Raw genomic sequence first — 18,880 nt, 5'->3', positions numbered from 1 at the left:
ATTAAGTAGTATGGCGAACTGTGCAACAAACATTTTCTACGCAAGAACGGAAAACCGAACAGACCTCGACAAGATAGAAACTTTCTTGGATGACGTTTTCAATGCCTATGTCAATCGGCAAATCGACAGTGTAGATGCGGAATTTACCTCCCGTTGGGAGTACCCGGAAGAAGAAATCAACAAGTTGGTAGAATCGTTGGAAGCCAAAGATGAAATCTATATCAGGATTCTGACCCACGAGCTTGAAGACGAATATGTGAGCTTCAGAATCTTCTCCCATGGCAAATGGGACATTAAACTATAACCTTAAAATCATACGACTATGTACGAATACGAAGAAGAAAGCGAAATTATCGGTTTGTCCTGTACATTGCTCACACCTTACAAAGGTTACACGGAGGGGACTATTGTCGGTGATTATGGCAACAAGGTCATTGTCCGCCTCACCAGTGGAAAGGAAATCGTCGAATACCGAGACGAAGTGATTATCTACGATTAAATATTGAACCCATGAAACAGATAGCAATTAAATTCGTCCAATGGGACGTGCCCGAATTGGCGGAACTGAAAGACAGCAAAGTTTACAATTTGCGGGAGCGCCTTGACAGCGGAGACAAGTTGAGCCGTGAAGAAAAGAACTGGCTCACCCGAAGCGTGAAAGAGTGCTGCCATTTCAAAAGAGGTATCGCTCTGATGGGCTACCGTTTCGACTTCTCCGATGTCCTCAAACGGTATTTCGTGAAACAGCACGGGCATGTTGCCGAGTATTACGCTACCGACAAGACCGCACTACGTTCCGTCCTGTATGGTCGAATTGAAGATATAGTCGAAGTACAATAAAAATCAAAGAAGCATGAACGTAACGATTGAACACAGTTTTTTCCCTTACTGTGAAGAGGTAACAGACCTCTATTTCAGAATCATCAACACGATTCTCTTTTCAAGCAATGAAACGGAATTGCGCAACAGCATGGAACGGTTGCAACAAAATACACCACTTGACGAATATTTCACTTTCGGCTACGGAGCACATCATCTTTGGGTAGTCCAAAGACGACCGAGCGATAAAACCAAAGTATTCGACTACCGCATTATGATGACGGAATTTTAATGACAACAGCAAACAAGCACATAGGCAGGCTGGGACAGGACTTACCCGTTTCAGCCTTGCCCGTTTCTCTCTTATACTTTCTCTTTTGGCTGCGCCACCTCCTTTTGTAAGACCAGCCCCTTATACACCATCCGTACCTCCACATCTTCGCATATCGACTTCGGTCTGTCTGATGAAAATCGTGTCGCAAAGGTACTTGCCATGCCTTTCCTGTACAAGGTCATAGCCTGACGGTTCACGGCAAAATCTCCACACTCTGTTTCGCAGAGGTAGTATTTGGCCGTGAAACCTTGTATGGAAAGCCATGCTGCCTTTTGAAGCGACATAATTTTCAATCAAGCCCGAAAGTAGCTGATGCTACACGAGGGAGAAATAGAAACATAAACACAAACAAATTAGAACAATGGCAAATTACGCAACCAATCTCCTTTTCGCAAGCACGGAGAACGAGAAAGACCTTGAAAAAATGGCAGAACTCATGAGTGAGAATTTTGATGACTGCAATGTGGATTGGTATGACGAGTGTATCGACGTCGATTTTTCTTCAAGGTGGCGTTATCCCGAAGGAGTAATCGACGAGATAATAAACTCGTTGGAGGATAAAGACAAAATCTATGTCCGCATACTGACATTTGAGCTGGCAAGTGAATATGTGAGCTTTCGTATATTCTCCAATGGCGAGTGGAACATCATGATAGAGACATAGACCTCTGTCATGAAAACCGGCTGTACCTGAAACCCGGAGTCTCTATCCGGTTTCAGGCGTGCCTGGTTCCCTCTTATATTTTCTCTTTTGGCTGCGCCTCCTCCTTTTATAAAACCAGCCATTCGCGTAAGGCGAACCGCCGTTTTGCGGACAAGTCCGGATTTTGCCATTTCCCCTCTGCCTTTTTTGCCTCATCCCCCTTTCCGGGACGGATAATGACAGCCCACCAATGGGTAGCACCGTTCCTCTCCACTCTTAACCGGCGCGTCCCTCTGGCGGTGGCGAGCCTTTGGGTGCGGACGTGTGTTCCGTCTGCTGCAATCTCGATCCAAGGCTGTCCGTTACGCCGCTTCGGCTTCCCCGTTCTTTGCGGATTTCCGGTCAGGCGTGCCGCCATTGGGTGTCGATGTGCGGATCTGCTCTTTAGCCTTATCCTCTCCGGTCGCTTTGTTTCCGGATTTTTTCATAATCGCTTTTTGCCGAAGCCATCATCATTTTTCCGATGCAAAGATAGTGTGCCGACGGGATCGACCTTTCGGTCTTGACCAATGGCGTAGCTGCCTCAATCTTCCTTTATCGAGCCTCACGGTTTTGCCTGCGGCCAAAAATAAAGCGTATTGACGCGCTATCCTTGGTGCATCCCTTTCACGACACCTACTTTTTAGGCAGCGTAAAAATGATTTATAACTTCTAAAAGCAATTCAACATGAAAAAGATCGAAAACACCTTCGCAGTAACCGGATTCTTGGGCAAGGACGCTGAAATCCGCCAGTTCACCAACGCCAGTGTCGCACGTTTCCCTCTGGCCGTAAGCCGTCAGGAAAAGAACGGTGAGGAAACCACCCGCGTTTCCGCCTTTATGAATATCGAGGCTTGGCGCAAGAACGAGAACACCGGGTCGTTCGACATCCTGACCAAAGGCACCATGCTCACCGTCGAGGGGTACTTCAAGCCCGAGGAGTGGAGTGAAAACGGCACGAAACGCAACCGCATCGTGATGACGGCTGTCAAGTTCTATCCGCCCGTCGAAAAGGAGGAAGCTCCTGCAAAGCCGGCAAAACCCGCGAGAAAAGGCAAGAAATAACACCTGCCTTATCACGACAAAAGCGGCCTTCGGGTCGCTTTTGTTTTGCTCATCGCCGGTCTGCTGCGCATCGCACTCTTATAACCGGGTTGCCGCCGTCCCGGATTGCCTTTATATGCCTTGCCTGCCAACACCCGCTTTCCTTATAACACCTATCCCGCAAGCCCGGTTATTTTCTCTGCAAAGTTCGATTGTCGGTTCCCCGTCCTGTCAAGTACCGCTTTCGCTTGCTGCGGAAAATCTTCCTCTCCGCCCCATCGGAGAGCGTATTTGCCGCATCATCCTTGCCCGGACCGGCCGCCAATCCTGCGGGCAGAAAAATAATCAGCCTTCCGGTACAGGACGTATCGGAGGGAAAATAAAAATCAATCTTAAAATTTGAAGCGATATGACATTCAGAGAATTTATGGCAGAGAACGGTTACGAGTTGCAAACAACCTTTTGGAGTGATTTTTCCATTGCTGACCGATTTGGTCTTTCGGCGGTACAGGACACTTTCAACCGTGCTTTTAAGGAGTGGAAAGAGAACTACAAGTATCTCACGGAACTGGTTTTAGTGCTTAACCATAAGATATGGCAGTATTATGAAACAAGGCCGGAAATTGCGACATTGTATAATACCCTTTGGGCACAAGCCAGTCAATATGCAAGGGAGTATCTGAAAGATGACGAGTTAAGCTATTATTACGACGTAACCGACTAAACGCGTCGAAGTAACTCGGAAAAGCATAGAGAGCCGGCTTCTGTCGGCTGCTCTTTGCGCCGATTCCCCTTTTTTAGAATCCCAGCCCCTCTTATAACCCATGCCGGTTATCCCCCATATTCCTTAATCCCGCAAGCCCGGTTATTTTCTCTGCAAAGTTCGATTGCCGGTTCCCCGTCCTGTCAAGTACCACTTTCGCTTGCTGCGGAAAATCTTCCTCTCCGCCCCATCGGAGAGCGTATTTGCCGCATCATCCTTGCCCGGACCGACCGCCAATCTTGCGGGCAGAAAAATAATCAGCCTTCCGGTACCGGATGTATCGGAGGGGAAAGAAAAAAATGTTCAACGAATTAAAATTTACGATTATGCCAAATTGGTGTTCAACTGCGTATGTCATTGAAGGAAACGCAAAAGAAGTGGAAAAACTCTACAAACTGATGAAAGGACTGCAAGAGCGAAAAGAACCGTCCGTGGAAAACGGATTCGGAACGACATGGCTGGGGTGTCTTGTGGACGCTTTGGGCGGTAATTGGAAGAAGATAAACTGTCGAGGGGATTGGAACAGTCTCGAACGGGTTGGCGACACGTTAAGGTTTACCACGGAAACGGCATGGGCGCCATGTACAGAAACATTCGATTGGGTCTGCAAGAAATTTCCATCCATCCGCTGTTTCTATCGGATGGAAGAGCCGGGCATGGCCATTTATGAGACCAACGACAACGAAGACAAATATTTCCCGGAAAAGTACCGTGTCGAACTCTCCACGCCTCAAAACGAGTTCATGCTGGAGTATTTCGTCGAACTCTCGACCGTATTCGAGTGGCTCGGAAAAGTGTTCGGGCAACCCGTCGAAACCGAAGAACAGGTAAGTGAACGGGTGGATCAATGGCAAAAAGAAGAGCAGCACGCCCACTGCTGCATTGACAAATTCAAAATCGTGAATGACGGCAACACGAACGTGCTTTATCCTGCCGTAAAGACGTATGAATACCAGTTCGGAGAAGAGAAAATCGTTGTTACGGAAGATGAAGTACGGCTATTCTATCCGGAAGAATACCGGCTGACGGAACAAGACATCGAACAGTTTGCAGGCTACCATACGGCGGAACGCAAGTATTACCGGATGGACGATTGCCGGCTTACCCCGGAACTTGTTCGACGGTTGCTCGATGAAGAACACCTGATGAAGGCAGGCGAATCCGACAGCTTCACAATTCAGTTATACTTCCTGTGGCATGTCCAGATTCGGAAAGAGCCAGCAAACCTCGCACCGTTCAAATATGCTTTGAACGCCTATTGCTTGGATAACATACAGTCTTTCAGCCGTCGGTACACCACGCTCGAAAAAGCACTGCTTCATTGCCTGAACGGGTTCAATGAAAATGCGGCTGTCCGGGACCGCTATCAATCCCTGCAAGAGTATTTTCACAAGCATACGCACGACATGCGTTAATGCCCGGCGGAGAATACTCCCCACATGCCAAACCAAGCTCCCGAACCTGTAAGGCAGGTTTCGGGAGTCTTTATATCTCGCCTGCATGTTGTACTCCATACTGCAAGCCCCTCCTTTTTTAAGCCGCACTCCACGCCTTTATACATGCCGTCGGCCACTCCCTTTATATCCCCGTTCTCTTATCGTGCTGTCGGCACTTCCTGTCGGTTGAATTTTCCCATGCAAAGGTACAGCGGTCGTCCGGTCATCAAGTACCGCCGTGCTAACCGGCTCATGGATTTGCACGGCAGCCTTCCCAAATCGAAGATGTCCTTTCAGTCCCCCTTCCGGCATTGCCTGCAGGGTTGGGTATTCCATGAAATCCCTGACGGTTTACTTGCCTTTCCGTCCTTTCCCCGCTGTTTGACCTGCATGTAAAATCAATCCCGACAGGGAAGCCGAAAGAGCTTCCAGAAGAGGGAAAGAAAAAAGTTCAACAAATTAAAAATTACGGTTATGCACAGCAAGATTTTTCAAATCACCAAAACACGGGTAAACAAGGACAACTACCTGAACGAGGACACCCTCGCACAGGGCGACGGCAGCTTCTTCGACTATTGCGCCGAGATTGACGACGAGCAGCGAAAGGAGCATATCGAGTATCTGGTCAATCATATCCTCCCCAAAGGTATGTTCGAGCTTATCTCCGACGATACCATACGCTACAACGGCGGAGCGGAACAATGGAGAGCGGATTTCGTCGCCGACATTCGACGCAAGGCGGAAGCCGTTACCCCCGACAGCGTGCAGGACTGGATTGGCCCGGTCTATCAACTCGAAAAGTTCCTGAAAAACCCACTCGACACCGCCTACTGGTTCTATCTGGACGAAGAGGGCTTACAGTCCTATGCCGAGCAATCCTACGAGTTCCTGCGGCAGGTATGCGAATTTGAACCCGGCACGCTGCTCTACATCGGCGGTGTCATCGACTATCACTTCTAATCTCAAAATCCCAATACGATGAAAGGAACAGAGCATTTTAAGGAGACAATCAAGAGGTATTTGGACGGCAGGGCGCAGACAGACGAACTTTTCGCCGTGTCGTATGCCAAAGAGAACAAAAATTTGGACGACTGCATCACGTTCATTCTCAATCAGGTAAAAGCCAGCGGCTGTTGCGGTATGACCGACGACGAAGTATGGTCGCTCGCCATCCACTACTACGATGAAGACAACATCGACGTAGGCAAATCCATCAGTTGCGGTATTGTGGTCAATCACAAGGTAGAACTGACCGAAGAAGAAAAGGCGCAGGCGAGAAAAGACGCGATTAAAGCCTATCAGGAGGAAGAAATGCGCAAAATGCAACAACGCCACAGCAAACCCGCTGCCAAGACACAGACCAACCAGCCGGAACCCTCTCTTTTTGATTTTTGAGTATGAAAGCACGGACAAAATTTCAGCACGAGGTAGTAGCCGCCAACGAGCGGTTACTGCCTATCACGGAACGGCAGCAAGAATGGGCATTCCGGCATACCCTCCAGCATTTCGCATTTCGGACACCGAGCGGACGGACGACCTGCCTCGATTGCGGCCACCAGTGGAACGAGACAAAGGCGAAACATTGCCACTGCCCGAATTGCAACGCACGCTTGAAGCTCAAAGACACGCTTTGTCGAAAAGCCGACAGCCGGAGTTATTTCTCCGTTATCACAGTACAAGACGGGCTGCAGGTGCAGCGTATATTCAGAATGGACGCCTACTACCGCAAAGGGAAAACCGCACAAAACATAGTGCGTGAGGTCGTAAGGTACTGGATGAATGAAAACGGGAAAACCGCTGTTACGGCATTGAGGCGGACAATGGGCTATTACATGGACAGCTTTTCCTACTGGTCTGATTTGGAACTGCGGAACGATAACGAGGCTTATCAGCATATCGCCGATTGCTACGTCTGTCCGAACTACACGGTTATCCCGAAATTAAGGCGTAACGGGCTGAAAGGGACATTCGCCGACATCGCACCGCAAAAGCTGATGAAAGCCCTGCTGTCGGACAGCCGCGTGGAAACGATACTCAAAAACGGGCAGAAAAAAGACCTCAAACATTTCATCGACAACCCGCGCGACTTGGATTTCTGTTGGCCGTCCTACAAAATCGTATTGCGAAAGAAATACCGGATAGCGGACATGGGAATATGGGTCGATTACCTGCGTATGCTCGGCAGGTGCGGCAAGGATTTACACAACGCCTGCTATGTCTGCCCCGTAGATTTGCACGCCGAGCACGACAGGTATCAAGAAAAACTGCGTATTCTTCGCGAGCAGGAGAAACGCAAGGAGCACATGAAAAGAGCAATGGAGAACGAAACCCGTTTCCGGGAGATGAAAGGCAAATTCTTCGGACTGGAATTTACGGACGGTACGATAGTCGTGCGTGTGTTGGACAGCGTGATAGCTTATTACGAAGAGGGAAATGCCCTGCATCATTGCGTCGGAGAACGCGAATATTATCTCAAGCCCGACACGTTGGTATTGTCCGCAAGGATAGAGGACAAACGGGTGGAAACCGTAGAGTTGAGCCTCGAAACATTCAAAGTGTTGCAGTCGAGAGGAGCGTGCAATCGGAATACGGAGTACCATGACCGGATTATCAAGCTCGTGCGGAAGAATGTATCCCTCATTCGCAAGCGTATGGCCGCATAACCGGGTATAGCCGATAATCGTCAGCCGCTTGCCTGAACAGGCGGGCGGCTGATGGACGGTTACGCCGCCGGCTTGCCTTTTTAAGACTTGGCTTCGTCCAAGCACATCCTGTTATAACATCATTCTGCATTCCCCTTATACGGACGGGAAGCATCATTCCTCTTTTTGCCCCGGCAATCGCCGCAGGGCTGTTTCCGTGTGCAAAGGTACGGTGGACGAACGCGGTTCAAGTACCGTTGTCGCTACCTGAAATGAAATTTTACGACAGCTTTCCGCCATCGCGGATTGCGGTGTTTCATAAAATTTCATTGCCGGTTCCTTGCCGTCGTTCTTGTAACCCCCGTTGGGTCTCGCACATGAAAACACCCCCTTCGGGCGAAGTCGAAAGGCTTCCGGAAGAGAGGGAAAAGCAGAAGTCTCACATAAAAACAAGAAATTCACGAAATGGCTAAACGTACAAAAAAACGTATTGAAAAAATCCTGATGGTTATCAACGTCAAACGGGAAATCATAGATATTCTTCAAATAGCCAACCGGCGTTTTATGTATAATCCGCAGGCCGGAATTTTAATTTTGGGAGACGAAATGTACGGTAAAAGCATTTGCAGCTCCCATGCACAAGAGTTCTTTGCCTCAAAAGCGGAAGGACGCTTCGATGATTATCTGCGCGGGTGGATTGGCGTTTCGAGAAACTATCCACGAGGAATTATCCATTTTGCCCCCGCTGTCAGCATGGAGCAGTTCGACAGGGGATTTGACACGTTACAAATGTTCACGAAACTTGAAGGCATAAACGGCAATACGGTAATCAGGGGATTTTGTAGCCAGCCGGAAAGACAGATGAGCGATTTATTGCCTTCCTCCCTTTAAGACATGGATAACTCCAGTAAGCCATAAAGGGGATTGCGCTCCTGATAACGCCATCGGCGAAAGGCGCGGTTTCCATTTATAAATTACCGAAACGTCAGCGGCTCTCTTTTATACCTCCCTCTTTCCCTCTGCTCTTATATCTCGGCACAGCCAACTTCCTTTTATATAGGTGCACCCCCTGCGGTCTCCTCTCTGCCGTCACCGTTGGGTTTTGTCGGCTGCAAAGGTCTGCTGTCGCGCTTGATCCGGCGGCTTGAAGTGCATTTCTTGCAAAATTCTTCCTTCCTGCGTAAGAGTAATTTGGCAAGAAAAGCCGCCGTATGAAGCTATGCCGACAGCCGTGTACCGCATCCGTAAAACCTCGAAGCGGTTCTGGCAGCGAAAGGAACCGAAAAGGAGGGAAAATAAAAAACTAATTAAAACGAAAACGAGTATGACAGTAGAAGAAGTATTACAGCACGATTCAAGGTTCAGATATATGTTGTTGGGCCGTTTACAGTCCGATTGCGAGTATTATCTCGGTTATGGAAACAGATCCCCCAGATGCTTGTGGGCGGGTAATGAAGCGGAGCACATCGAGTACATGACGAAAATCCACGACAGCTTCGGGGAAGACGCAAAACCCGAGTGGCTGACAATGGAACAAATCAAAGAATACAGCAGGGAAATGGGCGTAACCGAAAAGTAATACCCCCGTAAACTCAAATGCCGTAACCACCTGAAACGGATGCGTTGCGGCATTTGAATAGTCGAAGTACCAGACGCGCCTTACCTCTTATATTTCTTGCCGGTTGGCGATCCCCCCTTTTATCATTTACTCCATTCCCTTTTTTACCGCCACTCTGGGGCTGCCCCTTTTTTACTCCCGTCTCTGCCTTCCGTCTTTCTCCCTCTGTTCTTCATGGCCATCACCGGTCTGTTTTTATCAGATGCAAAGGTGGGCTGTCGCGCCTGATTCCGTCACTTTGAAGTGCATTCCTCGTAAAATTCTTCCTTTCTGCGAAAGAGTAATTTTCCGGGAAAAGCGCCGGAAAAGGCTTGTTCGCCAGCCCTGTACCGCATCCATAAAATCCCAACGCGGTTCAAGCCGGCAAGAACCGACAAGGAGGGAAAAAAGAACAAGTTTAACAATTTAATCAAAAAAGTCATGCCTAATTATGTAACAAACCGTTTAGAAATAAACGCAGACAGAGAAGCCGTACAAAACGTAATGAATTTTTTAAAAGGAGAAAATTATGATGACGGCACGCCCTGTTACATCGACTTCAACAACATTATCCCTATGCCCAAAGAACTACTGATAGAAGCGTCCAGTAGCGGAGAATTGGGTATGCAGTATATCATTGCGATGCAACGCAAGCCATTCAATTCTCCGGACGACTTGAAAGTCATTCAATGGGTGGAAAGTCAGGAGGAAAAAGCCAAGAAAGAAGTGTTACAACTTGGAAGGACATACCTGAAAAACCGAGAAAAATACGGTTATCCCACTTGGTACGAGTGGTCTATCGCCACATGGGGTACAAAATGGAATGCCCTTCATCAGGATTTTGAAGAGCCGAACGTACTTTGGTTCGATACCGCTTGGAGTAGCGTGCCAAGGCTTATTCAAAAACTCTCCGAGATGTTCCCGGACATTGAGTTTCATTATGCTTATGCAGACGAAGACCTCGGCTACAACGTGGGTAGAGGGACTGTCCGAAACGGAGAAATCGACATGACATTCCCCGAAGGTGGAAGTAACGAAGCCTTTGAAATCGTGTTTTTCGTAAAACCGGGATTGGATGAATACTTCGAGCTGACAGACGAAGGGTACAGGTGGAGAGCCTAAATACCCCATAATGTCCGGCAGGGATTCAGGATACATCTGCAACAGATGTATTCTGGATTCTTATCGCTGGAATCCCCGTTTATATTTTACTCCGTTCCACTCCTTTTATAGCTTCACACCTTCTTGTACCACGCCTCTTTTACCGCATTAGCCCATCCTTCGGCGGCCTACTTGTCATCTCTGAAGCTGCTCTGGCTGAAACCGCCGAACACCCCCTTCAGGAGCTTGCCGATGACCCAGAACACCAAAAATAAAATGATAATATCTTCCATAGACTTACTTTTTATATGATTATCAATATAAAGATACGAAAAAACAGCCGATAAAACAAATTATATGGGGTTGATTAACAATATTCTACATTCAGACGTTGCCGCCGTCCCCTTCATCCTCTTTCGGCTTCTGCTTATTGCGCGGACCGCTGGTCTGACCGCGGTCGAGTTTTATCCCATATTGGTTGAGTACGCGCCAGATCGAGCTTTTGCTACGGAAACCGCTGATAGTCCAGATGTCGTCAAGTGAATGCCCGTTGACATACATATCCACGATAGTCTGGTCACGCCGTGTCTTGGATACGATCTGCGGTGTTGCCGGAACTTTGATGTTCCGCTGCAGCTCTTCGACATGGGCGGAAAACTTGCGCAGTGCGGCAATCTCCTCGGGCAAAGCCCCGACTATCCATAATACATCGGCTGCGGTCGTATCGGGAAACAGTTCACTGCGCGTGTCTATCCGGTCATGGATGGATACGATGCGCACCCCCTTGATCCGGCACAACTCGACAAACGCCGCCAATTCCCGCAGGCCGCGCACGGCATCACTGAATTTGGACACCACAATCTCATCACCCCTTCCGAGATTGGACATTAGCTGCTTCCACATGGGGCGAAGCGTCTCATGTTCGATGGTCTCTTCTATGATGTGTACACAACCATACTGCCGCATCCATTCCCTGTCCGCGTCAAGACCATCATTATCTGTTCTGAATAGGTAGCCTACTTTTGCCATTCGAATATACGTCGTTTTGATAACAAGTGCAAATATAGCATTTTCATTTGAATATGATTTCATATTTCACCTGAAATTTTATCGCACGCTCTTTTTCTTTCCTTTTTCTTTCACTTGTTTTCATTGATAATCATATCGTTAAATATGATAGTAAAAATTATCGTAAATGTGATTTAGGACGGATATTCTCTTAAAAATTATATATAGATTTGCACTGTCGAATATGAAAATAGAAATATGAAAACAGTGAAATTATACTTCAAAAATCCGTTATTTTCATCACGGATATGCGCCGCTTCTTTTGCCATATCCATATTGGCATCGTGTAGCGGCGAAAACGGCAAACCGCTGGTCAAGACTCTCGACGACCCCGCCGGAACCTACCGGGAGTATCTGTCCGATATACGGCGGCAGACCGATCCCTCTTTCACGGTCTTGACGAAACACGTCCGCCGGTGGCAGACCGTGAAGGATTCTGTTTTTATGCAGCTTCAACGGGACACGCTCAACCCTGCCCACTCCGACCTTCGCGGGGAGTGCGCCCGGTTGCATGATTCCATCCGTATCGAGTTCTCGCGCCTGACCCTGTCGAAACCGCGCACCTATCAGGAACTCCTGGCATTCAAAGAGCAATTCTCGCCGTACGGCGAAGACGAAGAGCTGCACCGTGCCGCCGAAGACATCCGCCCGTTTTTCGCTTCTCTGGACAGCCGGCCTGCAAGCCGGGACAGCAAGCAGCAGATCTTATCGAAATACCGGGCGTTCCTCTCCGAAACCATACGCGACGGCATACACGGCCATGACGACCTGACGGCATATATCGGGAAAGAAGACGCCTTTTTCCGGACGTTCCTCACTCACCTGCACGACCTCGATGGAGAGAACACGGCGGATATTACACGCGACACCGAACGCTGCTGCTCGCAGCTATTCCTTGCCGCCGAACGCAAGGAGATTACCTATCGGGAAGCGATGCTCTTTCTGGCCATGCGCACCAACCGCCGACAGCTGCAGAACATGCGCACCTGCCTCGACGACGTTCGCGACAGGAAAGTCAAGACCCCTGCGCAGGCACAAGCCTATATCTGGATGCTCGTGCAGCCCTATGCCTCGCTGGACGGCTTCTGCATGACGCTGCTTTCCGAGGAGGAGAGGAAACAGCTCGACAGGATGGCGGCGCAGACCCCGGCGGCATTCAAGACCTTGAGCCGGCTCTTACAGTCGGAAAATGCAAGACTGGACGAGTTACCGGGAATGCTCATGGAGATTTTCATTCACACGCTATAATCACCATAAAACATGAATATGCTACGACATTTTTTCGACGACTTTATGACGTTCGTCCCCCTGCAACTGCCGCAGTTGCTCGATGTCACGACGATGGAAGCGCCGCAGTTCTACGGCGACTACGCCCTGCTTGTCTTCCCGTTGCGAGACCCTTACGATTTGGAAGAGGTAATGGATATGTTCGAGGACGATATGGAGCTGATAACCCTTTATCACCACATCCCCGCCACGACAGGCAATTTCGGTCACAGTGCCTGCGCGTATTCCAACCCGGCTTTCGGGCAGATGTTCAAGATGAACGCCAAGACGGATGCCGACGGCAAGGTGAACACCATCCTCGTTACCATCTACGACTCGCTCGAACATATGTACGGCGACCTGTGCCTCGATTTGGAGCTTCATTCCAAAGGCGGCACATTCAAGTACAAGAAGAACAAGGACGATCTTCTGATAAACTTTCTATAAACGCCCACGTTATGCGAAACACGCTGTACCGCCAGATGGTCTACTGGATCAGGATGTACCGGACTTGGATAGAAGTCGTCGATGACAATTTCTACAAGGAGTACTCCATTACACGAAACGGGCATATCGACTACGTCGTTGCCCGTACACTGGTGCTGCGGGCCTACAAGGCGAACGGTGCATACGCCCAGGGGACGACGTGGACGGTTCCCGAGCACGATCTGGACAAGGCGTTGGCTACCTACCGCAAGCAAGATCATGCGTTCCGGCAGCGTATCAAGAAAGCGGCGATGTACTTTTCGCCGAGGGATGCCGAGACCGTCATCCTGTTGGCCACGCACAACATTGTCCGGTTGGAACTGGTGATACAGCCCATTCAAGTACGCGAAAAACCCTACTATCTATGACTTGGAATATACTACAACTGCTCTTCTGTGCGCTGCCTTTCGCCTTGCCGCTGGCATTGTACAAGAGCCGCCGCCCCTTCATGGCAACATTCTATGACGCTATGACGCGCAGCGCGAAAGTCCGGAAGCTGTACATGCAGGTCTTGTTGATCCTGCTGTTGCTCTTCCATTACGTCTATACCGTCGGACACCCCGGCGAGTTCGGCATCCTGCCATCGACCGCCCTCTGTGCCGTTCTGTTCTCGTTCAAAAGGGCGGACCGGTGGCTGCGGGCATCATGCGACCGGCCACGCGTGTTCGGCACGCTCTCGCTGGCGACATTGGCTATCGGCTTCGTGCCGCATCTGTACACGACGGCTGTAACTGCCGCCTATCTTCTTCTGGCAGCCCTTTTCTATCCCTCTGTTCGGGTAATGACCGAATGGAATGACGGAAGCAGAGTACCCGATTGGGAGAAACGCCCTCGACTGCTGGCCGAAAGTTATCACGACCATCATCACGCAAAGTTGCCGCATGACGCGGACAGCGGCAACCCCGACATATCCGCGCAATAGTAACCATTAAAAACAGAATGAAAATGAATAACAAGCAAAAGACACCTCTCTCCATATTGGCAGACAGGGAAGTATTCGATTACCTCAAAGAGAAAGTCGGTGAACGCAAGACGCGAACCGAAGCCTATTGCGACCTGTTGGACAAAGCCCTGTCAGGCTTCGTTTCCCCCTTTTTACGCAGGCAGGATTACGAGCTGCAACCCAACCAGTGCCACGTTACCGTTTCCGACCTCGCCACGGAATGGCATTGGCACCGGGCCACTGTCCGTTCCTTCTTGGATACGATCGAGGCGTTCGGACTGTTGCGACGCATCCGGCTCGCCAAAAGCGTCGTCATCACCATGACCGTGCAATCCGGTCAGCCCGCAAAACCGCACGATGTACAGGAGAGGCCGGACTTTGCCGGACAGCTCCGGGAGGTGTTGTCCGATTGGATAATCGGCAAAACGGCCACTGCCGAAGTCGGCGCAGCGTGCGGACAACTCGCACGGCAAGCGATAGCCGCGACTGCCGGATGTGAAGACCACCATTGTCCGGACAACCATTCCGCTACGACCAACGTACACACCGGCAACCAAGAGACGTACATTCTGGAAACAGCTTTGAGTTGCATCGCCCATGCCGCCCTGCAAAAGACCCTGCGTAAATCGAGGTTCGATGACGCCTCGCCGTTGGTGGAGTTTTTCTGCCGGGAACTCGGCGAAGAATGGTCCGCTTTCATCGAGGTCGCGAAAGACCTTGCGAGGCTCGTGTTCGACACCGGAGCGACGGAGACGGCGGATGACACGGACGAACCCGGAGAACGCCTTAAATCGCTTCGCAAACCCTTCTTGTCGCTTGCGGCAAGAGCGCAGGACATGGCGGATTGAGTCGGCAATGGAAACAGATTGTATAACCGCGAGCAATCCGCCCCCTTTCGGTACAGGTATCCTGCCCGTCAGAGGGAGGCATCCGGGCTTGCCCGCCTGCCACCGAGCAAAGGGAAGGGGGAGCCTAATACCCCACCTGACTGACGTCGGTGGGAAGGGTGTCCGAACAAGCAGCAAGCTGGGACACGGAGGATTGTCCGAAACAACATGAAAACGATATGGCAAATCAAAAACAGGTACTTGATGTTCGGGTGTCGAAAGGCATCACCACGGCGCAAAGCAACGAACATCTGCGCGACCGCAGCAAAAAAGCGGAGAAATACGCCATGACTAAGGGCAACTACGATCCCACGCGCAAACACTTGAACTTCGAGATCGCGCCCGGGGGCAAGGTACGTCCCATCGACACGACCCGCAGCATTCCGCAGCGGATGGCGGACATACTGAATCGACGGGGTATCAAAGACCCCAACGAAGGGCTGGTCGAGCCGAAATACCGCACGGTGGTCAATATCATCTTCGGCGGTTCCCGACAGCGTATGCACGAACTCGCATTCGGCACGCAGGAGGTGGACTTTAAAGAAGGTGCGGACAATGCCCGCATCAAACGGAAGGGCGACATAGAACGATGGGCGAAGGATGTCTATTCATTCGTGAGTGGCAGATACGGCGAGCAGAACATAGCCGCTTTCATTGTACACCTCGACGAACTGAACCCGCACGTCCACTGTACGCTCCTGCCGATCAAGGACGACCGCTTTGCGTACAAGGAGATATTCGCCGGAAAGGACAAGTTCGAGTACAGCGCGAGGATGAAGCAGTTCCATACGGACTTCTTCACCGAGGTCAATGCGAAGTGGGGAATGTCGCGGGGCACGAGCATATTGGAAACTGGTGCACGCCACAGGACAACCGAAGAATACCGCCGTATGCTCTCCGAGGAGTGTACGACCATCGAGGAGAATATCGACCGTCACCAGAAGGCTCTCTCCGAGCTTCGGTCGGACATCCGGCTGGCAGAGCGCAGGGTTCGGGGACTTACGACGATGGTCGATAACCTCGAAAAATCGAAAGCCGAAAAAGAGGCCCTTCTATCGGCAGCCGAACAAGAACTGGCTACGAACAAAGACGGTGCGGCGGAACTGGAGATATGGGTTCATGCGCAGGAAAAGGAGCTGCAAGAAATCACCCGTCAACTGGCGGACAAGCAGGAGAAGTTACAGACGGCTGACCGGCAACTGACCGAGCTCAAGGAGAACATGGACGCCATTAAGGAACGCACCGGGGAACTCAAGGAGGAAGCCTACCGGTACTCCCGCGATGTACATTCCAAGGTGGACAGTCTGCTGAAAGACGTCCTGCTGGAAAGCATGGTCGGCGAGTTCCGTTCCACATCGGCACAAATGGACGATTCACAGCGGCAGCGGTTCGACGGCTCGCTCATGGAGTCCGTCGCGGAACGGGGCGCGGATGTCATGCACTGCGCGACGATGCTGTTCCTCGGAATGGTCGATGACGCCACCACGTTTGCCGAAACACGTGGCGGCGGAGGCGGCGGCAGCGACCTCAAATGGGGGCGTGATGACGACGAGGACAACCGCGCGTGGGCGCTTCGCTGCATGAGGATGGCGAGCCGCATGATGCGCCCGGCCATCGGCAAGAAGCCCAAACGGTAAGTGGCGCATACCTTATGTAAATAAAAAAGTATAACGGATAAAAACATTGGAATATGACGAAACAAATTATTTTCATTATTGCCTTGCTCTGCACATGGCAGATACGGGCAAATGCACAATCCGTACAGAAAGACACTGTACAACGCGCCTCACGCTATGAGGTCGCGGAATTGCTTCAACCCATGCAGCCCGTCTATCTCGACGGGGTGGTACTCCCGATGTCCCGGACCGGCAACTGGTTTGTCAGCGTGGCGGGAGGTGCGACCGCCTTTCTCGGCACGCCGCTCGGTTGCGAAGACCTCTTCGGACGGGTGAAACCCTCGTACAGCCTTGCCGTCGGCAAGTGGTTCACGCCCTCTGTCGGCGCACGCATCCATTACAGCGGATTGCAGTTCAAGGATGGCACATTGTCCACTCAGGACTACCACCATATCCATGCGGATCTGCTCTGGAATATTCTTGGCCACAGGTACGCCCGGCAGGAACAGGTACGCTGGGGATTTGCACCCTTCGCGGGTGTCGGACTATTGCACAACGCCACTAACGGGCATAATCCCTTTGCGGTCTCCTACGGCGTGCAGGGACAGTACCGCATCTCCGGGCGTGTAAGTGCCACGCTGGAGCTGTCAGGTACGACCACCTTTCAGGACTTCGATGGCTACGGCAGGTCGAACCGTCTCGGTGATCACATGCTGTCGCTGACAGCCGGATTTGCGTTCAATATCGGAAAGGCAGGCTGGAAGCGTGCGGTGGATGCGACACCCTATATCCTCCGGAACGAACGGCTCGTCGATTATGTGGGCTTCCTTTCGGAAGAGAACCGGCGTTATGCGGGCCGCCACGACCGGGACCGCCGGACGCTCGCCGAGTTGAAGAAGATTCTGGAAATCGAGGGCTTGCTCGATACATACAGCCATCTGTTCGGCGAGGACGGCGACGGACGCAAGGCCTATCCCGTGAACAATTACAGCGGGCTGAACTCGCTTCGTGCAAGACTGAAGCACAGGTATTGGGACGGCACGTCGCCCCTCGATACGACAGCCTTTCAGGTTGGAAACGGAAATCGGATTGACAACTATCCGCCTTTCCGGGCTGCGCAGTCCGGACACGGCGAACTCCTCGCAGCGGATTCCACGGCCCTCATGTACGCCGGCGGCGAATGTATCGGTGCGCCCGTCTATTTCTTTTTCAGCCTTGGTACATCCCGTCTGACCGACGCCTCGCAGATGCTCAACCTCGACGAACTGGCACGTGTGGCGAAAAAATACAATCTGTCCGTAAAGGTTACGGGAGCGGCCGACAGTTCGACCGGTACGCCTGCCATCAATGATTCATTGAGCAGGGCGAGGGCGGAGTTCATCGCCGCCGAACTGGAACGACGTGGAGTGTCGGCCGGAATGCTTATCAGGGCAGGCATAGGCGGAATTGCCGACCATACACCCGTCGAGGCCAACCGGCACACGAAGGTAGAGTTGTTCTTCTCCGAATCCGAGAGTATTACGGGTGTTTATTGAACACACTATAAATAATTGCGTCGCAATATCATTCGTGTAATCCAATCGTCGATACGCTTATCGCCCCACTGTCAGACAATCGGCAATGGAGTTTATCTGACGAAAGAAAAAGCCTGCACGATTTTCTGTGTCAGTAAAGGGTAGTTCCAAAACTGCCGGAACAACCACCGGATACCTTATATTATTGGCGGTGGAAATTTTTTGTACCTTCAAGCCGAAATCGGCAAGCTGCTGGAGCAGCATTGTACGAAAACGGTTCGATAGGTATTGTAAGACAAGACTGGAAAGATTATTCTTCCGGTCTTGTTTTGGTTTTATATTCTGTGAAATTGCCGATAAACTGTAGGTACTACCGTTTCGGATTCGTATTCGGTGTATATGCCGCACGGCTGAACAATATACAGACCGCAACGGACAGTATATTTTCTTTTTCGTCGTTGTTTCTGCTTGAATCGTCATTTCGTTTCCGAGATACCGCTGCATGTAGGCTTCTTCCTCGTCGATCCGGTTACGGAACCATATAGGAAGACAGGGATAACGAATCAACAATTTATGAACCTGAACACCGATTTCGGTTGAAATAGTACGTAATTGCGCATATTTTTAACAAAAAATCAAACATTTTAGCATTTTATTTATATTTTTGCGCAGTCAGAAAAA

General features: G+C 50.6%; 26 protein-coding genes. 21 read left to right on the top strand and 5 right to left on the bottom strand.

The window, feature by feature from the left end:
* The first annotated feature begins 10 nt into the window (after positions 1–10).
* Genes K429_RS0115455 through K429_RS0115440 form a run of 4 tightly spaced genes read left to right on the top strand, consistent with a single transcriptional unit; the run spans position 11 to position 1,111 of the window.
* Entirely contained in the window at positions 11–304 is a 294-nt protein-coding gene (locus tag K429_RS0115455) for a hypothetical protein (RefSeq protein WP_026367502.1), read from the top strand.
* 18 nt (positions 305–322) lie between these two features.
* Positions 323–499 carry a hypothetical protein gene (locus K429_RS0115450; protein ID WP_026367501.1) on the top strand — a complete coding sequence of 59 codons (177 nt, stop codon included), beginning with the start codon at positions 323–325 and terminating at the stop codon, positions 497–499.
* An 11-nt stretch (positions 500–510) separates the two neighbouring features.
* Positions 511–840, top strand: a complete 330-nt coding sequence (locus tag K429_RS0115445; RefSeq protein WP_026367500.1) for a hypothetical protein — start codon at positions 511–513, stop codon at positions 838–840.
* Between the two features lie 13 nt (positions 841–853).
* Complete coding sequence (locus tag K429_RS0115440) at positions 854–1,111, top strand: hypothetical protein (protein WP_026367499.1); 258 nt, start codon at positions 854–856, stop codon at positions 1,109–1,111.
* Between the two features lie 71 nt (positions 1,112–1,182).
* Here the strand turns inward: K429_RS0115440 and K429_RS29965 are convergent, their stop codons facing one another.
* Positions 1,183–1,437 (bottom strand): hypothetical protein, encoded by a 255-nt coding sequence (locus tag K429_RS29965; RefSeq protein WP_231501865.1) that lies wholly within the window; start codon positions 1,435–1,437, stop codon positions 1,183–1,185.
* 77 nt (positions 1,438–1,514) lie between these two features.
* Here K429_RS29965 and K429_RS0115430 point away from each other — a divergent pair, with 77 nt between their 5' ends.
* The gene (locus K429_RS0115430) at positions 1,515–1,817 is read left to right on the top strand and encodes a hypothetical protein (protein WP_026367498.1); all 303 of its coding nucleotides are present in this window, start codon (positions 1,515–1,517) and stop codon (positions 1,815–1,817) included.
* A 106-nt stretch (positions 1,818–1,923) separates the two neighbouring features.
* Here the strand turns inward: K429_RS0115430 and K429_RS29960 are convergent, their stop codons facing one another.
* A complete protein-coding gene (locus K429_RS29960) occupies positions 1,924–2,214 on the bottom strand; it encodes a hypothetical protein (RefSeq protein WP_081750891.1) in 291 nt (96 codons plus the stop codon).
* A gap of 309 nt (positions 2,215–2,523) precedes the next feature.
* Here K429_RS29960 and K429_RS0115420 point away from each other — a divergent pair, with 309 nt between their 5' ends.
* From K429_RS0115420 to K429_RS31285, 3 genes are all read left to right on the top strand, one after another.
* Complete coding sequence (locus K429_RS0115420; RefSeq protein ID WP_026367497.1) at positions 2,524–2,901, top strand: single-stranded DNA-binding protein; 378 nt, start codon at positions 2,524–2,526, stop codon at positions 2,899–2,901.
* Between the two features lie 388 nt (positions 2,902–3,289).
* A complete protein-coding gene (locus K429_RS0115410; protein WP_026367495.1) occupies positions 3,290–3,604 on the top strand; it encodes a hypothetical protein in 315 nt (104 codons plus the stop codon).
* A gap of 365 nt (positions 3,605–3,969) precedes the next feature.
* Complete coding sequence (locus K429_RS31285) at positions 3,970–5,058, top strand: hypothetical protein (RefSeq protein WP_369796084.1); 1,089 nt, start codon at positions 3,970–3,972, stop codon at positions 5,056–5,058.
* A gap of 138 nt (positions 5,059–5,196) precedes the next feature.
* On the opposite strand, the gene K429_RS30690 is transcribed toward K429_RS31285, so the two are convergent.
* A complete protein-coding gene (locus K429_RS30690; RefSeq protein WP_052340660.1) occupies positions 5,197–5,415 on the bottom strand; it encodes a hypothetical protein in 219 nt (72 codons plus the stop codon).
* Between the two features lie 138 nt (positions 5,416–5,553).
* Here K429_RS30690 and K429_RS0115385 point away from each other — a divergent pair, with 138 nt between their 5' ends.
* From K429_RS0115385 to K429_RS0115355, 6 genes are all read left to right on the top strand, one after another.
* Positions 5,554–6,039 carry a hypothetical protein gene (locus tag K429_RS0115385; protein ID WP_026367494.1) on the top strand — a complete coding sequence of 162 codons (486 nt, stop codon included), beginning with the start codon at positions 5,554–5,556 and terminating at the stop codon, positions 6,037–6,039.
* Positions 6,040–6,057: 18 nt separating this feature from the next.
* A complete protein-coding gene (locus K429_RS0115380) occupies positions 6,058–6,474 on the top strand; it encodes a PcfK-like family protein (RefSeq protein ID WP_026367493.1) in 417 nt (138 codons plus the stop codon).
* 2 nt (positions 6,475–6,476) lie between these two features.
* On the top strand, positions 6,477–7,742 hold the full coding sequence (locus K429_RS0115375; RefSeq protein ID WP_026367492.1) for a PcfJ domain-containing protein: 1,266 nt from the start codon (positions 6,477–6,479) through the stop codon (positions 7,740–7,742).
* A 444-nt stretch (positions 7,743–8,186) separates the two neighbouring features.
* Complete coding sequence (locus K429_RS0115370; protein WP_026367491.1) at positions 8,187–8,612, top strand: hypothetical protein; 426 nt, start codon at positions 8,187–8,189, stop codon at positions 8,610–8,612.
* 433 nt (positions 8,613–9,045) lie between these two features.
* Positions 9,046–9,300, top strand: coding sequence for an LPD11 domain-containing protein (locus K429_RS0115365; protein WP_026367490.1), 255 nt, complete (start codon positions 9,046–9,048; stop codon positions 9,298–9,300).
* 459 nt (positions 9,301–9,759) lie between these two features.
* Positions 9,760–10,440: a hypothetical protein gene (locus tag K429_RS0115355; protein WP_026367488.1), complete on the top strand. Its 681-nt coding sequence runs from the start codon at positions 9,760–9,762 to the stop codon at positions 10,438–10,440.
* Between the two features lie 363 nt (positions 10,441–10,803).
* Here K429_RS0115355 and K429_RS0115345 read toward each other — a convergent pair whose 3' ends face one another.
* The gene (locus K429_RS0115345) at positions 10,804–11,448 is read right to left on the bottom strand and encodes a recombinase family protein (RefSeq protein WP_026367487.1); all 645 of its coding nucleotides are present in this window, start codon (positions 11,446–11,448) and stop codon (positions 10,804–10,806) included.
* Between the two features lie 237 nt (positions 11,449–11,685).
* Between K429_RS0115345 and K429_RS0115340 the strand changes: the two genes are divergently transcribed.
* From K429_RS0115340 to K429_RS0115310, 7 genes are all read left to right on the top strand, one after another.
* A complete protein-coding gene (locus tag K429_RS0115340) occupies positions 11,686–12,735 on the top strand; it encodes a hypothetical protein (RefSeq protein WP_026367486.1) in 1,050 nt (349 codons plus the stop codon).
* Between the two features lie 12 nt (positions 12,736–12,747).
* Positions 12,748–13,200 carry a hypothetical protein gene (locus K429_RS0115335; RefSeq protein ID WP_026367485.1) on the top strand — a complete coding sequence of 151 codons (453 nt, stop codon included), beginning with the start codon at positions 12,748–12,750 and terminating at the stop codon, positions 13,198–13,200.
* Positions 13,201–13,211: 11 nt separating this feature from the next.
* Positions 13,212–13,607, top strand: coding sequence for a hypothetical protein (locus K429_RS0115330; protein ID WP_026367484.1), 396 nt, complete (start codon positions 13,212–13,214; stop codon positions 13,605–13,607).
* The gene (locus K429_RS0115325; protein WP_026367483.1) at positions 13,604–14,161 is read left to right on the top strand and encodes a hypothetical protein; all 558 of its coding nucleotides are present in this window, start codon (positions 13,604–13,606) and stop codon (positions 14,159–14,161) included. Before K429_RS0115330 ends, K429_RS0115325 begins: the two co-directional genes overlap by 4 nt.
* A 23-nt stretch (positions 14,162–14,184) precedes the next feature.
* Positions 14,185–15,030, top strand: a complete 846-nt coding sequence (locus tag K429_RS0115320; protein ID WP_026367482.1) for a MarR family transcriptional regulator — start codon at positions 14,185–14,187, stop codon at positions 15,028–15,030.
* Between the two features lie 218 nt (positions 15,031–15,248).
* Complete coding sequence (gene mobV / locus K429_RS0115315) at positions 15,249–16,706, top strand: MobV family relaxase (protein ID WP_026367481.1); 1,458 nt, start codon at positions 15,249–15,251, stop codon at positions 16,704–16,706.
* A gap of 53 nt (positions 16,707–16,759) precedes the next feature.
* Complete coding sequence (locus tag K429_RS0115310; RefSeq protein WP_026367480.1) at positions 16,760–18,220, top strand: OmpA family protein; 1,461 nt, start codon at positions 16,760–16,762, stop codon at positions 18,218–18,220.
* Positions 18,221–18,277: 57 nt separating this feature from the next.
* On the opposite strand, the gene K429_RS30315 is transcribed toward K429_RS0115310, so the two are convergent.
* Complete coding sequence (locus tag K429_RS30315; protein ID WP_155923421.1) at positions 18,278–18,766, bottom strand: hypothetical protein; 489 nt, start codon at positions 18,764–18,766, stop codon at positions 18,278–18,280.
* Positions 18,767–18,880: the final 114 nt, after the last annotated feature.

This window comes from Bacteroides sp. 14(A) (assembly GCF_000526555.1).
GTDB classification, from domain to species: domain Bacteria; phylum Bacteroidota; class Bacteroidia; order Bacteroidales; family Bacteroidaceae; genus Bacteroides; species Bacteroides cellulosilyticus.
This window is presented reverse-complemented; position numbering and strand designations above follow the sequence as displayed.

Coding starts and splice junctions, on each gene's coding strand:
- K429_RS30690 (WP_052340660.1), bottom strand. CDS start 5,415: ATGGAATACCCAACCCTGCAGGCAATGCCGGAAGGGGGACTGAAAGGA.
- K429_RS0115385 (WP_026367494.1), top strand. CDS start 5,554: ATGCACAGCAAGATTTTTCAAATCACCAAAACACGGGTAAACAAGGAC.
- K429_RS0115340 (WP_026367486.1), top strand. CDS start 11,686: ATGAAAACAGTGAAATTATACTTCAAAAATCCGTTATTTTCATCACGG.
- mobV (WP_026367481.1), top strand. CDS start 15,249: ATGGCAAATCAAAAACAGGTACTTGATGTTCGGGTGTCGAAAGGCATC.
- K429_RS0115455 (WP_026367502.1), top strand. CDS start 11: ATGGCGAACTGTGCAACAAACATTTTCTACGCAAGAACGGAAAACCGA.
- K429_RS0115380 (WP_026367493.1), top strand. CDS start 6,058: ATGAAAGGAACAGAGCATTTTAAGGAGACAATCAAGAGGTATTTGGAC.
- K429_RS0115445 (WP_026367500.1), top strand. CDS start 511: ATGAAACAGATAGCAATTAAATTCGTCCAATGGGACGTGCCCGAATTG.
- K429_RS0115365 (WP_026367490.1), top strand. CDS start 9,046: ATGACAGTAGAAGAAGTATTACAGCACGATTCAAGGTTCAGATATATG.
- K429_RS29960 (WP_081750891.1), bottom strand. CDS start 2,214: ATGGCGGCACGCCTGACCGGAAATCCGCAAAGAACGGGGAAGCCGAAG.
- K429_RS0115440 (WP_026367499.1), top strand. CDS start 854: ATGAACGTAACGATTGAACACAGTTTTTTCCCTTACTGTGAAGAGGTA.
- K429_RS0115430 (WP_026367498.1), top strand. CDS start 1,515: ATGGCAAATTACGCAACCAATCTCCTTTTCGCAAGCACGGAGAACGAG.
- K429_RS0115310 (WP_026367480.1), top strand. CDS start 16,760: ATGACGAAACAAATTATTTTCATTATTGCCTTGCTCTGCACATGGCAG.
- K429_RS0115345 (WP_026367487.1), bottom strand. CDS start 11,448: ATGGCAAAAGTAGGCTACCTATTCAGAACAGATAATGATGGTCTTGAC.
- K429_RS0115370 (WP_026367491.1), top strand. CDS start 8,187: ATGGCTAAACGTACAAAAAAACGTATTGAAAAAATCCTGATGGTTATC.
- K429_RS0115330 (WP_026367484.1), top strand. CDS start 13,212: ATGCGAAACACGCTGTACCGCCAGATGGTCTACTGGATCAGGATGTAC.
- K429_RS0115320 (WP_026367482.1), top strand. CDS start 14,185: ATGAATAACAAGCAAAAGACACCTCTCTCCATATTGGCAGACAGGGAA.
- K429_RS0115335 (WP_026367485.1), top strand. CDS start 12,748: ATGAATATGCTACGACATTTTTTCGACGACTTTATGACGTTCGTCCCC.
- K429_RS31285 (WP_369796084.1), top strand. CDS start 3,970: ATGCCAAATTGGTGTTCAACTGCGTATGTCATTGAAGGAAACGCAAAA.
- K429_RS0115450 (WP_026367501.1), top strand. CDS start 323: ATGTACGAATACGAAGAAGAAAGCGAAATTATCGGTTTGTCCTGTACA.
- K429_RS29965 (WP_231501865.1), bottom strand. CDS start 1,437: ATGTCGCTTCAAAAGGCAGCATGGCTTTCCATACAAGGTTTCACGGCC.
- K429_RS0115355 (WP_026367488.1), top strand. CDS start 9,760: ATGCCTAATTATGTAACAAACCGTTTAGAAATAAACGCAGACAGAGAA.
- K429_RS0115375 (WP_026367492.1), top strand. CDS start 6,477: ATGAAAGCACGGACAAAATTTCAGCACGAGGTAGTAGCCGCCAACGAG.
- K429_RS0115410 (WP_026367495.1), top strand. CDS start 3,290: ATGACATTCAGAGAATTTATGGCAGAGAACGGTTACGAGTTGCAAACA.
- K429_RS0115325 (WP_026367483.1), top strand. CDS start 13,604: ATGACTTGGAATATACTACAACTGCTCTTCTGTGCGCTGCCTTTCGCC.
- K429_RS0115420 (WP_026367497.1), top strand. CDS start 2,524: ATGAAAAAGATCGAAAACACCTTCGCAGTAACCGGATTCTTGGGCAAG.